This window comes from Hymenobacter arcticus (assembly GCF_054779975.1).
On sequence record NZ_BAAGXF010000008.1, the window covers coordinates 229,198 to 244,598 of the forward strand.

The 15,401-nt window shown below is 59.9% G+C and carries 10 protein-coding genes; 7 read left to right on the top strand and 3 right to left on the bottom strand.

The features are described from left to right. Positions 1 to 166 precede the first annotated feature (166 nt). Both ACYVGC_RS15280 and ACYVGC_RS15285 read right to left on the bottom strand, forming a co-directional pair. A complete protein-coding gene (locus tag ACYVGC_RS15280) occupies positions 167 to 538 on the bottom strand; it encodes a hypothetical protein (RefSeq protein WP_460584707.1) in 372 nt (123 codons plus the stop codon). 42 nt (positions 539 to 580) lie between these two features. Beyond that, on the bottom strand, positions 581 to 1,159 hold the full coding sequence (locus ACYVGC_RS15285) for an RNA polymerase sigma factor (RefSeq protein WP_460584708.1): 579 nt from the start codon (positions 1,157 to 1,159) through the stop codon (positions 581 to 583). Positions 1,160 to 1,375: 216 nt separating this feature from the next. Here ACYVGC_RS15285 and nuoK point away from each other — a divergent pair, with 216 nt between their 5' ends. From nuoK to ACYVGC_RS15305, 4 genes are all read left to right on the top strand, one after another. After that, positions 1,376 to 1,714 carry an NADH-quinone oxidoreductase subunit NuoK gene (gene nuoK, locus ACYVGC_RS15290; protein WP_133660117.1) on the top strand — a complete coding sequence of 113 codons (339 nt, stop codon included), beginning with the start codon at positions 1,376 to 1,378 and terminating at the stop codon, positions 1,712 to 1,714. Between the two features lie 30 nt (positions 1,715 to 1,744). Continuing rightward, on the top strand, positions 1,745 to 3,694 hold the full coding sequence (gene nuoL, locus ACYVGC_RS15295) for an NADH-quinone oxidoreductase subunit L (protein ID WP_460584709.1): 1,950 nt from the start codon (positions 1,745 to 1,747) through the stop codon (positions 3,692 to 3,694). 94 nt (positions 3,695 to 3,788) lie between these two features. Next, positions 3,789 to 6,245, top strand: a complete 2,457-nt coding sequence (locus ACYVGC_RS15300) for a S9 family peptidase (protein WP_460584710.1) — start codon at positions 3,789 to 3,791, stop codon at positions 6,243 to 6,245. A 197-nt stretch (positions 6,246 to 6,442) separates the two neighbouring features. After that, positions 6,443 to 7,522, top strand: coding sequence for an NAD(P)-dependent alcohol dehydrogenase (locus tag ACYVGC_RS15305; protein ID WP_460584711.1), 1,080 nt, complete (start codon positions 6,443 to 6,445; stop codon positions 7,520 to 7,522). A gap of 95 nt (positions 7,523 to 7,617) precedes the next feature. On the opposite strand, the gene bglX is transcribed toward ACYVGC_RS15305, so the two are convergent. Beyond that, complete coding sequence (gene bglX / locus ACYVGC_RS15310) at positions 7,618 to 9,939, bottom strand: glycoside hydrolase family 3 protein (protein ID WP_460584712.1); 2,322 nt, start codon at positions 9,937 to 9,939, stop codon at positions 7,618 to 7,620. A 333-nt stretch (positions 9,940 to 10,272) separates the two neighbouring features. Between bglX and ACYVGC_RS15315 the strand changes: the two genes are divergently transcribed. From ACYVGC_RS15315 to ACYVGC_RS15325, 3 genes are all read left to right on the top strand, one after another. Then, complete coding sequence (locus tag ACYVGC_RS15315; protein ID WP_460584713.1) at positions 10,273 to 11,901, top strand: OmpA family protein; 1,629 nt, start codon at positions 10,273 to 10,275, stop codon at positions 11,899 to 11,901. Positions 11,902 to 12,094: 193 nt separating this feature from the next. Then, positions 12,095 to 13,615, top strand: coding sequence for a T9SS type A sorting domain-containing protein (locus ACYVGC_RS15320; RefSeq protein ID WP_460584714.1), 1,521 nt, complete (start codon positions 12,095 to 12,097; stop codon positions 13,613 to 13,615). Positions 13,616 to 13,717: 102 nt separating this feature from the next. Then, entirely contained in the window at positions 13,718 to 15,115 is a 1,398-nt protein-coding gene (locus tag ACYVGC_RS15325; RefSeq protein ID WP_460584715.1) for a PQQ-dependent sugar dehydrogenase, read from the top strand. Positions 15,116 to 15,401 lie beyond the last annotated feature (286 nt).

Below are 15,401 nucleotides of genomic sequence, written 5' to 3' on the forward strand. Positions count from 1 at the left end.
GCTTCGCGTGCGAGCACCGCGAGCAGGCGGGGCCGCGCCAAATGCTCGCGGTACTCGCGTACGAAGGCAGAAGCTTCACGCTACTGTGCACCAACCAAAAAAGGTCCGTCAATTCTGACGGACCTTTTTTAATGAAAAATATATACCCTTGAAATACAGCTAGTTGCTACACTGCAGGCTCCACAGGCGTTTCGGCCGCGGCCGAACGGCCCCACGAGCCGGCGCAGCGGCTGCGCATTTGCTGCCGGAATTTCTCGCGCTCGGCAGGGGAGAAGGCTTCGAGGCGCTCCTGCGTCTGGCGCTTCCAGGCGGCCCAGCGGCTGCGGCCGCCCTGGCCGCCGCGCCCAAAGCCCCCCGTCAGGATGCGGCTAAGAACTACCAAGCCCAGCGTCTGCCAGAAGTTGAGCAACGGTAGGTGGAAAATCATGGGCATCAGCCAGTTCCACAGGCTCATGGTGACGAACACGGCCACGACCACGAATAAGGCCGCGAAGAAAACAAATTTGACGGCCTTTTTCAGCCAAAAAGTGCGGTTCATAATGCTAGAGTTAAAACAGTAGGTGGGAGGGAACGACGGATGCTACTCGGTGAACAACTCGTCGTAGAGCTTACGCAAGCGCTTGCGTAAGTGCTTTACAGCGTAGTGTTTACGCGAAATGAGTGTTTTGAGCGGTACCCCGGTTTCGGCCACCATTTCGTTGAACGACCGGTCTTCCAGCTCGTGCCACACAAACACCTGGCGCTGCTCGGCGGGCAGCTCGGCCAGTGCGTCGGTGAGGGCATCCATGATGGTTTCGCGCAGCAAGCGGTTCTCGGGCGAGTCGTCGGGGGCGGGCAGCACGTCTTGCAGCAGGCGGGCGGGCTCGTCGCCGTCGGCCCCGCCTCCAAGCGGCGCATTCAGCGACACCGTGCGCTGGGCCGGCACGCGTCGATACCGGTCAATGATGCGGTTGCGGGCCACCCGAAACAGCCAGGCGGCCGCCTGCTCCACGGGCTTGAGCAGGCGGTAGCTTTCCACCAGCTCGGCAAACACATCTTGTAAAATATCCTCGGCCTCGTCGGGGTCAGGTACGCGCCGCTCAATAAACCGCAGCAGGCGGCCGCGCTGCTCACGCACCGCCGTCTGAATTTGCTGGTCCTGGCCGGCGGCAGTTGTCATGAGCGCAGAAAGGGGGAGGGCAAGTGCTTCCATCGTGCCTAAGCAGACGCAGCACATTTGCCGATATTTTACGGAAAGTAGCGTGAACTCGCAGAGACCGCGAGTGGAGTAGCTGCAAATCGTTTCGCGCGCAGATTCGCAGAGTCCCCGCTACGGCCCTAACTTTGCCCGCTACGTCGGCTGCGGCCGGCCGCGCTTTCCCGCAGTTTTCTTGCCATGACCAACGCTTCCATCGTTCCCGCCGTCATTCACGAGGTGCCGCTTCAGTACTACGTGTTTTTCGCCACCGCACTTTTCTGCATCGGCGTCACGGGGGTGCTCATTCGGCGCAACGCCATCATTATTTTCATGTGCATTGAGCTGATGCTCAACGCCGTGAATATCCTGCTGACGGCCTTCGCCGCCTACCGCGCCGACCCGAACGGGCAGGTGTTCGTGTTCTTCATCATGGCCGTGGCCGCCGCCGAAGTATCAGTAGGCCTGGGCATTATCGTCATGATTTACCGCAACTTCCAGAATACCGACGTCAACCTGCTCAGCCGGTTGAAGGGGTAATGACAGCCGCGTAGGCGCCTAGTTAATCTTATGCAAGAAACTGTTCTCCCCGGTGCCACGGCACCTTTCTCCACGCTGCTCTACGTCCTCATTCCGGGGCTGCCCTTTCTGGGTTTTCTGCTCAACGGCCTGCTCAACAAGCGGTTGTCAGGCACGCTGGCTGGGACCATCGGTACGCTAGCCGTGCTGGGGTCGTTTGGTCTGTCGTTGTTCTTGTTTCTGAATTTTCAGTACCAGTACACAGTTAATTTATTCGACTGGATATCAGTAGGTTCCCTGCAAATTCCGTTCAGCTACCAGATTGACCAGCTAAGCCTGCTCATGCTGCTGTTGATTACGGGCGTGGGCACGCTCATCCACATCTACAGCATCGGCTACATGCACCACGACGAGAACGTGGGAAAGTTTTTTAGCTTTCTCAACCTCTTCGTATTCAGCATGTTGATTCTCGTGCTGGGGGCCAATTTTGTCATCCTCTTCATCGGCTGGGAAGGCGTGGGCCTGTGCTCGTACCTGCTCATCGGCTTCTGGAACAAGAACACGAGCTACAACAACGCCGCCAAAAAAGCCTTCATCATCAACCGCATTGGTGACCTGGGCTTCCTACTTGGCATCTTCCTGATATACCTGACTTTCAACTCAGTACAGTATGGCGAAGTATTCCAGAAAGCCAGCCTGGGTGAGTTTGGTACCCACGGCGTAGAAATTTGCACCGTTATTACGCTGCTGCTCTTCGTAGGCGCCATGGGTAAGTCGGCACAGCTGCCGCTCTACACCTGGCTGCCCGACGCCATGGCTGGCCCCACGCCGGTTTCAGCACTCATCCACGCCGCTACCATGGTAACGGCTGGTATCTACCTCGTGCTGCGTTCCAACGTGTTATTCACTCTGGCTCCGCAAACGCTGGAGGTAGTGGGCATCATTGGCCTGGCTACGGCACTCTTCGCCGCTACTATCGGCCTGGCGCAGAACGACATCAAGAAAGTCCTGGCTTACTCCACGGTATCGCAGCTGGGCTACATGTTCCTGGCGCTGGGCGTAATGGGCTACACCTCGTCGTTCTTCCACGTGCTCACGCACGCATTTTTCAAGGCACTGCTTTTCCTGGGGGCCGGCTCGGTTATTCACGCCATGAGCAACGAGCAGGACATGCGCCGCATGGGCGGCCTGCGCAAGGCCTTGCCCATCACGTTCTTAACGATGCTGATTGGCTGCCTGGCCATCAGCGGTATTCCGCCGTTCGCGGGCTTTTTCTCGAAAGATGAAATCCTGAGCCACGTGTATGAGCACAGCAAAGTGATGTGGGCCATCGGCCTGCTGACCTCCCTGATGACGGCGTTCTACATGTTCCGTTTGCTGTTTCTCACCTTCTTCGGCGAGTTTCGGGGCACGGAGGAGCAGCGCCACCACCTGCACGAGTCGCCGGCCAGCATGACGCTGCCGCTGATTGTGCTGGCGGTGCTGTCGGCCGTAGGTGGCTTTATGGGCGCGCCCATGTTTGTGGGCAAGCATTACCTGGCCGATTACCTGGCCCCGATTTTCACCTATTCCAAGCAGATTCTGCCGGCTGCTTTCAACATTGAGCCCGAGCATTCCACTGAACTCATGCTGATGGGTATTTCGGTGCTGGTGGCCGTGGTGGGCATCATACTGGCCTACGTCATGTACGTGGCCCGCGCCCAGCGCCCCGCCGAGGACGACGCCCAGCGCTCGGCCCCCGAGAACTTGGTTTACCACAAGTATTACGTGGATGAGCTGTACAACAGCCTCTTCGTGAAGCCAGTAATGGCCTTGTCCACTGGCCTTTACAAGTTCGTGGAGAACGGTATCATCGACCCCATTGCCAACGGCGTGGGCCGCGCCACGCTGGCCGGCGGCCAACTGCTGCGCAACGTGCAAACCGGTTCGGTCGAGACGTACCTTATTTTGATGGTGCTGGGCATTGTCCTGATTCTGGGCCTCAATTTTGGGCGCTTTTAATCGATAATCGACTGACCGGGCGTAACATTGAACGTCCTGTGGAACGGCTTCGGCTGGTTCCGCAGGGCGTTCTTTCGTTTCAACCCGGTAATTCATGAAACAACTCCTACCCGTGCTGCTCTTGCTGGCAGCCCCCGCCATGGCCCAGGAAACGCAGTACCAACAGCCCTCGGCGGCTATCCGCGACTTGCTGCTGGCCCCGCCCACGCCCCGCGTGAGCGTGGCCGGCGATGGCAGCGTGCTGGCTATTCTGGCGGTGCAGGACTTTCCGACCGTTGCCGAGCTTTCGCAGCCCGAGTTGCGGTTGGCTGGCCTGCGCCTCAACCCGCGCACCAACGGTCCCAGCCGCGTGAGCTATGCGGTGGGCATGCAGTTTAAGCGCCTGCCCAGCGGGGCCGAAACCCCCGTGCAGGGCCTGCCCGCCCAGGCGCGCATCAGCAGCCCCAGCTGGTCGCCCAATAACCAGCACTTGGCCTTCACGCTCACCACGCCGGGCACCGACGGCGCGCCCGGCCGGGTGGAGCTGTGGGTGGCCGACGCAGCCACCAACACCGCCCGCCGCCTGCTGGCCACGCCGCTCAACGACGTGTTTGGCAATTCCTTTGAATGGCTGTCGGACAGCCAGACGCTGCTGGCGCGCACCGTGCCGGCCGGTCGCGGCGCGGCCCCGGCCGCCGATGCCACGCCCACCGGCCCCGCCGTGCAGGAGACGGGCAGTGGCAAAAAATCGGGCGCCCGTACCTACCAGGATTTGCTGAAAAACCCGGCTGATGAGCGGCTTTTTGAGTACTACGCCACCGCGCAGCTGGTGAAAGTGAAGCTGGCCGATGGCAGCGCCCAGCCGCTGGGCCAGCCGAGCGTGCTGCGGGCTGCCTTGCCCTCGCCCGATGGCCGCTACGTGCTGGTGCGCGCCGTGCACCGGCCCTATTCGTACACGCTGCCGGTGAGCGGATTTGCGCAACGCGTTGATATACTTGATTTTGCGTCGGGCAGTTTGACGAAGACTGTGGCCGACCTGCCGCTGGCCGACAACGTGCCTACCAACTTCGACGCCGTGCCCACTGGCCCGCGCGACCACGGCTGGCGCACCGATGCCCCGGCCACCATCTACTACGCCGAGGCCCAGGATGGGGGCGACCCCAAGGTGCAGGCCGCCGTGCGCGACAAGGTGTTTCTGCTGGCTGCACCCTTCGCCGGCCCGGCGCAGGAGCTAGCGGCCCTGCCGCTGCGCTACGCCGGCATGACCTGGGGCACCGACCACTTGGCGCTGGTGAATGGCTACCGCTGGGCCGACCGCCACGAAACCACCTGGCAACTCGACCCCGCCGCGCCCACCCAGCCGCTGGCTGTGCTCTTCGACGGCTCGTCGCAGGATACCTACCACAACCCCGGCACGCCCGCTACGCGCCGTAATGCGCAGGGCCGCGCTGTGCTGCGGCTGGGTGCGGGCGGGCAGGCCATCTACCTATCGGGCCAGGGAGCCTCGCCCGAGGGCGACCGGCCGTTTGTGGATGAGCTGAACCTGACCACCAAGCAAACGACCCGCCTGTGGCGCTCTGAAGCGCCTTATTACGAGGTGCCAGTCACTATTTTTGAAGGTAAAAAAGGCCAGTTGGAGCTGCTGACCCGCCGCGAGGCCGCCGACCAAGCGCCCAACTACTACCTGCACGAGCTGGGCAAAAAGGGCCAACCGCTGGCCCTCACGCACTTCGCCAACCCCTACGCTAAGTTCGGGGGCAGCTTTCGCAAGCAGGTGCTACACTACAAGCGGGCCGATGGCGTGGCCCTCACGGCCAACCTCTACCTGCCGCCTAATTACAAGAAAACCGACGGTCCGCTGCCCACGCTGATGGAGGCGTACCCTGTGGAGTTCAAGGACAAAGCCAATGCCGGGCAGGTAACCGGCTCGCCCAACACCTTTACGCGGGTGAGTTGGGCCTCGCCCGTGTACTGGGTCACGCAGGGCTACGCGGTGCTCGAAAACGCCACCGTGCCCATTGTGGGCGAGGGCAGCGCCGAGCCCAACGACACCTACACCGAGCAGCTGGTGAGCAGCGCCAAGGCCGCCATCGACGAAGGAGCCCGCCTGGGCGTAGTCGATGCCAGCCGCGTGGCCGTGATGGGCCACAGCTACGGCGCCTTTATGACGGCTAACCTGCTGGCGCACTCCAACTTATTCAAGGCCGGCATTGCCCGCAGCGGAGCCTACAACCGCACGCTTACGCCCTATGGTTTCCAGGGCGAGGAGCGCACCTACTGGCAGGCCAAGGGCGTGTACGATGCCATGTCGCCCTTCAACTTTGCCGATAAAGTGAAGACGCCCATCCTGCTCATTCACGGCGAGGCCGACAACAATTCGGGTACGTTTCCCATCCAAAGCGAGCGGTTTTACGCCGCGCTTAAGGGCCAGGGCGCTACCGTGCGCTACGTGGTGCTGCCCGCCGAGGCGCACAGCTACGCCGCCCGCGAAAACCTGCTCCACATGCTCTGGGAGATGGATTCGTGGCTGAATAAGTACGTAAAGGCGCCCGCGCCCGCTGTGGCTAACTAACTGCATTCGGCTAACCAAAAAAGGGGACTGTTTCCAGGCGCTGCTTCGGTAGGGGCCTGGAAATAGTCTCCTTTTTATTTTATATAAGTAGCTTATTATCAATAATTTGCAATAAAATGCGGCGGTCCTTTTCGCAACTCCCCGCTGGTTTGGCCGTTGAGCAGGTAGTTCTTCTTTCAACTACTCCTTTTCCCGACATGCAGACCATTCCCACCAAAGCTTACGGCGCCAGTGGCTCCATCCTCAACAGCCTCAAGCCGATGACCATCGAACGGCAGGCTCCCAAGGCCGACGAGGTGCACATCGACATCCTGTACAGCGGTGTGTGCCACTCCGACCTGCACCAAGTGAAAAACGATTGGCACAACACAATTTATCCCTGCGTGCCGGGCCACGAAATTATCGGCCGCGTTATTGAGGCGGGTAGTGGCGTGACCAAGTTCAAAGCCGGCGACCTCGTGGGCGTGGGCTGCATGGTAGACTCGTGCGGCGTGTGCCCTTCCTGCAAGGAGAAGGAGGAAAACTATTGCGAAGGCCCCGTGAGCTGGACGGCCACATACAACGGTTACATGAAGCCCGCCAACGAAGAATTCAACACCTTCGGCGGCTACTCGACCAACATTGTGGTGAAAGAGTCGTTTGTGCTCAGCATCCCCAATGCATTGGATATCAAGGCTGCCGCACCCATCTTGTGCGCTGGCGTCACCACATATTCGCCCCTGAAACATTGGAAAGTAGGCCCCGGCCAAAGCGTCGGCGTGGTGGGTATTGGGGGCCTGGGCCACATGGCGGTGCAGATTGCGCGCGCCTTTGGTGCCACCGTCACGGCCATTACCCGCGACAAGAAAAAGCAGGATGCCGCAGAGCAACTAGGTGCCCACGAGGTACTTATCTCGACTGATGCGGACGCGATGAAGGCGCACGAATTGAAGTTCGACTTCATCCTCATCACCATTCCCGATGCGTTCGACGTGAACGACTACGTGAAGCTGGCCAAGCGCAACGGCGTTATCACCACGGTGGGCTTGTTGGGGCCCTATAAGCTGCCAATCAACAACATGGAGGTGGCGATGCACCGCCGCTCGGTGTCGGGCTCCATCATCGGCAGCATTGCCGAAACGCAGGAAGTGCTCGACTTTTGCGCCGAGCACCACATTGCACCCGAGGTGCAACTAATTAAGATGCAGGATATTAACGACGCCTACAAGAACATGCAGGACGAGGAAGTACGCTTCCGCTATGTCATCGATATGCAATCGCTGAAAGACGAGGCGTAGTCGCCTGGCTTGGTAGTATAGAAAAACGGTTAGCCGCCCCTTGCTTTCATAAGCAAGGGGCGGCTAACCGTTTTTTGTGGCAATACTTAGCTGGGTTACTTGGTCAGCGTGAAGCTAGCCATTTGCACGTCGCGCGAGTTGCCGCCCACAAATATCTCAAAGTCACCGGGTTCCGCCACAAATTTCAGGTCGTCGTTGTAGAACTTCAGGTCCTCGGCCGTGAGGTGGAAGGTGAGTTGGCGAACCTCACCCTTTTTGAGGTTGATTTTCAGGAAACCTTTCAGCTCCTTCACCGGGCGGGTGCTGCTGCCCACCAGGTCGCGTAGGTAAAGCTGGGCCACTTCTTCGCCGTCGTAGTTGCCGGTGTTGCGCACCGCCACGGCCACGTCGAGGCCCTGGCCGGGGCCAATACTGGCCCGGCTCACCGTAGGTTTGCCGTAGCTAAAGGTGGTGTAGCTCAGGCCGTAGCCGAAGGGGAACAGCGGCTCGTTGGGCGCATCAAGGTAGCGCGACTTGTACTTGTCGAGCAGCACGCCGGCGTAGGGCCGGCCGGTGTTCTTATGGTTGTAGTAAATGGGCACCTGGCCCACCGACTGCGGAAACGTCATGGTGAGCTTGCCGCTCGGGTTGTAGGCCCCAAACAGCACATCGGCCACCGCATTGCCGGCCTGCGTGCCCCCAAACCACGTTTCGAGGATGGCGTCGGCATTCTGGTTTTCCCAGGGCAGCGTGAGCGGCCGGCCATTCACGAGCACCACTACCAGCGGCTTGCCGGTGGCTTTCAGCGCTTTAAGCAAGTCGAGCTGGCGGCCGGGTAGGCCAATGTCAGCGCGGCTGGCGGCTTCGCCGGTCATGCCCTGGCTTTCGCCCACTACGGCCACCACTATGTCGGCCGCCTGGGCGGCCTGCACGGCTTCGGGGATGGTGGTTTCGGCGGGGCGGGAATCTATTTGTAGCTCGCCCCCGTTCTCGTTGAGGCGCTTGATGAGCTGGTCGTCGTCGGTCACGTTCACACCCTGGCTGTACGTCACGCGCACGCCGGGGCCACCTACGTTCTTGATTCCCTGCAAGATGGACACGGCCTGCTTGCCATCGCCGGCCCCGCTCCAGTTGCCAATCATGTCGCGGCTGCGGTCGGCCAGCGGGCCCACTACGGCAATATTTACCGAGTTTTTAAGGGGTAGCGTTTGTTGGTTATTCTTAAGTAGCACCAGCGTGCGGCGCGTCATATTGCGGGCCTCGGCCAGGAAGGCCGGCTTCATGAGGGTGGCCTTGGCGCGCTCCTCCGTCACGCCCCGGTAGGGGTCGGTGAAGAGGCCCAGCTTGTACTTGGCCTCCAGCACCCGGCGGCAGGCCTCGTCGATGGCGGCCTGCTTCACGGTGCCTTCCTTGAGGTTGGTAGCCAGCTGCTTCAGAAAAACTTCGCCCACCATGTCCATGTCCACCCCGGCGTTCAGGGCCAGCTCCGACACCTTTTTTTCGTCGCCCATACCGTGTGCTTCCAGCTCATTAATGGCCGTGTAGTCGGTGGCCACGAAGCCCATGAAGCCCCACTGGTTGCGCAGCAGGTCGGTGAGCAGCCACTTATTGGCCGTGGCCGGAATACCGTTCACGTCATTAAAGGAGGACATTACGGAGCCAATGCCCGCGTCGATGGCGGCCTTGTAGGGCGGCAGGTACTCGTTGTACATGCGCTGGCGGCTCATGTCGGTGGTGTTGTAGTCGCGCCCGGCCTCGGCCGCCCCGTAGAGGGCAAAATGCTTGAGGCAGGCCATTACGTTTTCGGGGCGCGCTAGGTCGTTGGTGGGTCCTTGGTAGCCGCGCACCATGGCCTCGGCAATGCGCGAGCCGAGGTAGGGGTCTTCGCCGGCGCCTTCGGCCACGCGGCCCCAGCGCGGGTCGCGGGCAATATCGACCATTGGCGAATACACCCAGTTGAGGCCGTCGGCGGCGGCTTCCTGGGCCGCAATGCGCGCCCCGCGCTCCAGCGCGCCCATGTCCCAGGAGGCTGCCATGCCCAGCGGAATGGGGAAAATGGTGCGGTGCCCGTGAATAACGTCGTAACCCAAGATGAGCGGAATATGCAGTCGCGACTCCTGCACGGCCAGGGTTTGCAGCTTGCGGGCGGCCACCGGGGTATAGGTGTTCAGCACCGCGCCCACCAGGCCTTTCTTGATATTGGCATCCACATCCTTGCTCACCACCGGCCCCGTCACGTCGAAGCCCACCGACACGAGATTAAGCTGACCGATTTTTTCCTCCAAGGTCATCTTCTGCATTAGGCTCGCCACAAACTGCTGCATTTTGGGGTCGGCAGCCTGAAGCGGGCGAGCGGGCGCTTGGGCTTGGGCGCGCGGGCCCGCCAGGCCCAGGGCCAGGAGTAACGCGGCTTTGGAAAGCGGTTTGGCGTAGTTCATCAACGAGCAAGTGGGAATAGTTAAGGCGGCAAGGTAGAGAAGGGGCAGGAGTGCTGGAAAGCGCGCTGCTGGCCGCAGCCAGTCGGCCGCGGCGCTGCCTTAAGAAATAGGGAGTTAGTCACCGGGTTTTTAAAGCCGCTTCCCTTAGCCAGCCAGGGATAATATTGGGCCAGAAATGTCTGGTGTGCCTGATGAGAACGCACTATTTATTCTTGATTAACAATAAAATAGCGCTAACTACCGAGCTTTTTATTACCGTAAGATTAAATTCTGCGTAGATGGGCCAACGACCTTGGTTAGTCAACCACCTTCTCAACCATTTCCCCTCTCTTTATGAAAGAATTCTCTTCCATTCTTCGGAAGCTGTTGCCGGGAGCGCTGCTAGCAGCAACCGGCCTGACGGCCTCCACAGTACAAGCGCAAACCGCCGACCATAAAACGGCTATTGGTGCAAACGTTAGCCACATGGATTACCAGGGCAACGCGGGTGGTGATTTCTTCCAGAGCAACTGGCCTCTGCGGGTTGGTGGTGGTGGGCACGTCACCCGCTACATTTCGCCTTCGTTCGATGTGTCGCTGCTCGGCAATTACCAGAACTACCGCTTCGTAGCTGAGCGCCGCCCGAACCCGCAGTTTAATGCCAAAATTGGCATGATTGACTTGGGTTTGAAATTAAAACTCAGCAGCCTCATCGGTGAAAGCTTCCCCATTCAGCCTTACCTGATGGGTGGTGGTGGCGTGTTCCTGGCTAATAGTACGGGCAGCTACAATACCATTCGTCCTGATGGTTCGCTTGACGGTAGCACTGTGCAGAATTTCGAGAACAGCATTCAAGCGCTGGAAGTATTCGGCTTGGCTGGTGTTCGCTTCCGTCTGTCGCCAGCCATTGGCCTCGATGTGCAAGCCAGCCAGCACTATCCGTTCACGGATAAGATTGACAACATCAGCACCCCTGATAACAAGTTGCACGACCGCTTCCTGGTATTCTCGGCTGGCCTGACCGTAGCGTTTGGCAAGCCCAAAGACGCGGACATGGATGGCGTATCGGATAAAAAGGATAAGTGCCCCGACACCCCCGCTGGCGTGAAAGTAGACGAAAGCGGTTGCCCCATTGATACTGATGGCGACGGCGTAGCCGACTACCAGGACAAGTGCCCCGACGTGAAAGGCACTGCGGCCCTGCAAGGCTGCCCCGATGCTGATGGCGACGGCGTAGCCGATGCCGACGACAAGTGCCCCAACACCCCGGCCGGCGTGCGCGTCGATGCGTCGGGCTGCCCGCTTGATGCGGATGGTGATGGCGTAGCCGATTACCTCGACAAGTGCCCCAACACCCCCGCTGGTACCAAGGTGGACGCCAATGGCTGCCCGCTTGACCGCGATGGCGACGGTGTGCCCGACTACATGGACCGCTGCCCCGACCGTGCCGGCCCCGCCAGCAACAAAGGCTGCCCCGAGATTAAGGCCGAGCAGAAGAAAATCCTCAACGAAGCCACCAAGTACATCCAGTTCGACTTCGATAAGGCCACGCTGAAGCCCACCTCGTACCCGAAATTGCAGCAGATGGTGCAGATTCTGAATGAGTACCCCGACTACTCGCTCAGCATTGCCGGCCACACCGACAGCAAAGGCAACGACAACTACAACCTGCGCCTGAGCTACGAGCGTGCTGCTTCGGCCCGCGCTTACATGCTGAGCAAAGGCATCCCCGCCGACCGCATTGAAAGCCGTGGCTATGGCGAAACCAAGCCGATTGCCGATAACGCAACCGCCGCTGGCCAAGCCCTGAACCGCCGCGTGGACTTCGACCCCTTCCTCACCGGCGAGCCTAATTCGGCCGAGGTGAAGTACGGCGCTGCCCCCGCTGAGCCTTCGGAAGCTGAAGTGAAGAAAGGCATGATGAAGAAGGCCCCGGCCCGTAAAGCTCCGGTAAAAAAGAAAGCCGTCGTACGCAAAAAGTAAGCGTCGGCTAGCCACTTGGCTACGTGTGAAAAGCGGCCTGCTCCCAGTGAGCAGGCCGCTTTTTTTGTGCGGTGTTCGTTAATTTTCAGTGAGATAGTGGCAGCCTGAAACGAATGACAGGACTGCTCGTAAATTTGGGTGGCTTGTACATAAAACAATTATTTTGAAAAAAATATACTTTATACTGATTTTTTTGGCTTTAGCCCAGTTTGGCTACGCGCAGCCTACCGTGCCGGATTGCGGCAATGGGCGGTATGCCACCGACGTATTCTTGGCCGTGACTAAGACAGCAAATATCAGCTTTGGCTATAATACCACCCGTGATTACAGCACCGGAGCTGACACCCCCGTGACGTTGCAGCTCGACTTCTACGAGCCCTCCAACGACGACGTGACTGTGGCGCGGCCCCTGATTATTCTGGCCTTCGGGGGCTCGTTCGTAACCGGGCAGCGCACCGACTTAGACGACCTCTGCCGGGCGTTTGCCCGCAAAGGCTACGCCACCGCCACCATCGACTACCGACTGATAAAGTCGGATTTTGCCAATTTCATTACGGTATACAATAACCCCAAATTGGTAGCCGATGAGATAGTGCGGGCTGCTAACGACATGCGCGCAGCCGTACGCTATTTCCGGCACGATGCGGCCACGGATAATACCTACCATATTGACCCGGCCAAGGTGTTTGTGGGTGGCTTCTCGGCGGGCTCGGTGGCGGCGCTGCAAGTAGCTTACACCGATAACGTTACCGAAAATCCGGATGCCGATATCCAGGCGGCGTATCAGCAATACGGTGGCCTGGAGGGCGATACCGACTTGGCCGGGGCTGACAAGCTACTGCCCGCCTACAACTCGGCGGGCCTGGCGGGCGTGGTCAACATTGCGGGCGGCATCAACGAGGTGCGTATTATAAGTGCCGGCAACCCACCGCTCTATACTTCGCAAGGTACTGATGATAAGGTAATTACTTACGCCAGCTGTGGGTCGGTGTATGGTACGCAGTATGTGCTTTGCGGAGCCCTGCCCATGCAAGCCCAGGCCAGCCAGGTAGGCATTGCCAACAAGCTTTACCCGATAGCGGGCGGCGACCACAGCAGCCCCCGCAGTGCCGCCAATAGCCAGCTGGTAGTGGATGAAGCCGCCGCTTTCCTGCAACCGCTCGTGTGCCCGGCCGCGCCGCTACCGGTGGTGCTCACCGCATTTGCGGGGCAGGTGCGCGCTGCCGACTGCACCGGCCGCCTCACCTGGCGCACGGCCACCGAGCACAACAGCCGCGCCTACGAGGTGCAGGCTTCGGCCGACGGCCGGCAGTTTGCCGCGGTGGGTATCGTGCCTAGCCAGAACCGGCCGGCCGGGGCCGCGTACGCGTTCCAAACCGCGCCGCTGGTGGGCCGCCAGTATTTCCGCCTGAAAATGCTGGACGACGATGGCTCCGCTGCTTATAGCCCGGTGGTGGCGCTCACTGCCACCTGCCTGGCCACGTCGCTGGTACTGGCCCCCAATCCAGCCCGCAACGAGGTGCAGGTAAGCGGCTTGCCCACCGGCCGCATGCTGCTTAGTCTGTATAACTCATTGGGCCAGTGTGTGTTGCAGGTAAGCGCCGACGGGGGTGCTACGCTGCCCATTGCCAGCCTGCCGCCCGGCGTGTACCTGCTGAAGGCAGTAAGCGCCACCGGGGCTGCCGCCGGTAGTGCACGGCTGGTGAAGGAGTAGCTAGCGTCTAGCGAGCAAGTGGTGCAACCAATATGGCTACTAGCAGTAAAATGAAGGAGTTATGATTTTGTGGCTTTCGAGCTATTCACTTCCTTTTTCTAAATGCTACTTTCCCGATATACCACCGCGTTGCTGCCCGCGCTCGGTTTGCTGGCTGCGTGCAGCAGCGGCCCCAGCCAAGAAGAAAAGCAAGCCGCCGCTGCCAACACGCCGGCCACCACCGTTACCACTCCCCAGGAGGCCACAGTGCCGCTGCCCGCGCCCTACGCCACCAAGTCGGTGAGCAAGCGCGTCGATATTATCGACTGGCCCGCCGGCAAAACGCCCATTGCCCCGGCCGGCTTCACCGTCACTGAGTTTGCAGGCCAGTTCGAAAGCCCACGCTGGGCCTACGTAGCCCCCAATGGCGACGTGTTTGTGGCGGAGGCTACTACGCTGCCCAAAGGCGCTAAAAAGGAGATTGCCGCCGCCCTCAAGCTCGACAAGTCGCGCTCGCTGCAAGCCACCAGCGCCAACCGCGTCACGCTGCTGCGCGACACCAACGGCGACGGCAAGCCCGATGTGCGCACCGTGTTCCTGACCGGCCTCAACCAGCCCTTCGGTATGTTGGTGCTGGGCAGCAGCTTCTACGTGGCCAACACCGACGGCCTGCTGCGCTTTCCTTACAAAGCTGGTGATATGAAAATCACGGCCAAGGGCCAGAAAATTCTCAGTCTGCCCGAAGGTGGCTACAACAACCACTGGACGCGTAACCTGCTGGCCAGCAAGGATAAATCGAAGATATTGGTGACCGTGGGCTCGGGCTCCAACGTGCAGGAACACGGCCCCGAAAACGAGGTACGCCGGGCCAATATCCTGGAAATCAACCCCGACGGTACGGGCGAGAAGATATTTGCCAGCGGCCTGCGCAACCCCATCGGCCTCGCTTACTACCCCGGCACCGCCACGCTGTGGGCCGCCGTGAACGAGCGCGACGAGCTCGGCGATGAGCTTGTGCCTGACTATATCACCAGCGTAAAAGAGGGTGGCTTCTACGGCTGGCCCTACTCATACTACGGCCAAAACGAGGACCCACGCCGCAAAGACGAGCGCCCTGACTTGGTGAAAAAAGCCATTGTGCCCGACGTGCCCATGGGCCCCCACGTGGCCGCGCTCGGCCTCACATTTTACGACAAAACAGCCTTCCCCGCCCGCTATCAAAACGGCGCTTTCGTGGGCGAGCACGGCTCTTGGAACCGTTCGGCTTACTCGGGCTACAAGGTGGCTTTCGTGCCTTTCAAGGATGGCAAGCCCACTGGCAAGCCCGAAGACTTCCTCACCGGTTTCCTGGTGGGCGATGGCTCGGACAAAGCCTACGGTCGCCCCGTGGGCGTGGTAACTATGCCCGATGGCTCCTTGCTGGTAATGGACGATGCCGGCAACAAGGTGTGGCGCGTGAGCGCGGCTAAAACCACCGCTAAGCAGTCAACCAAAGCCCGCCCCACAGTAGCTGTGCGGTAAGTAACAGCAGTTAGCTAATTAAAAGTAGCCCAGCTAATTGAGTACTATTACTCAATTAGCTGGGCTTTTGCTATAATGGACCATGCTAGTAGTAGCTTGAGAAAAACGAGTGGCTTGCAGCGGATAATACCACGCTTCCCGACCTTCGCAACTTGACTCACAGGCATTTCACCTTAGTTACCACAGCTATGAAGCAGATTATCCACACCTTAGAGGGTGTTAGGAATTGGGGCTAACCCAAAAGAAAACGAGCCAGTAAGCAGCGAGCGGAGTTCCTAGGCTCCGG

Excerpts from the sequence above, each read along its gene's own strand:
- ACYVGC_RS15280 (WP_460584707.1), bottom strand. The coding sequence starts at position 538 with ATGAACCGCACTTTTTGGCTGAAAAAGGCCGTCAAATTTGTTTTCTTC.
- ACYVGC_RS15285 (WP_460584708.1), bottom strand. The coding sequence starts at position 1,159 with ATGACAACTGCCGCCGGCCAGGACCAGCAAATTCAGACGGCGGTGCGT.
- nuoK (WP_133660117.1), top strand. The coding sequence starts at position 1,376 with ATGACCAACGCTTCCATCGTTCCCGCCGTCATTCACGAGGTGCCGCTT.
- nuoL (WP_460584709.1), top strand. The coding sequence starts at position 1,745 with ATGCAAGAAACTGTTCTCCCCGGTGCCACGGCACCTTTCTCCACGCTG.
- ACYVGC_RS15300 (WP_460584710.1), top strand. The coding sequence starts at position 3,789 with ATGAAACAACTCCTACCCGTGCTGCTCTTGCTGGCAGCCCCCGCCATG.
- ACYVGC_RS15305 (WP_460584711.1), top strand. The coding sequence starts at position 6,443 with ATGCAGACCATTCCCACCAAAGCTTACGGCGCCAGTGGCTCCATCCTC.
- bglX (WP_460584712.1), bottom strand. The coding sequence starts at position 9,939 with ATGAACTACGCCAAACCGCTTTCCAAAGCCGCGTTACTCCTGGCCCTG.
- ACYVGC_RS15315 (WP_460584713.1), top strand. The coding sequence starts at position 10,273 with ATGAAAGAATTCTCTTCCATTCTTCGGAAGCTGTTGCCGGGAGCGCTG.
- ACYVGC_RS15325 (WP_460584715.1), top strand. The coding sequence starts at position 13,718 with ATGCTACTTTCCCGATATACCACCGCGTTGCTGCCCGCGCTCGGTTTG.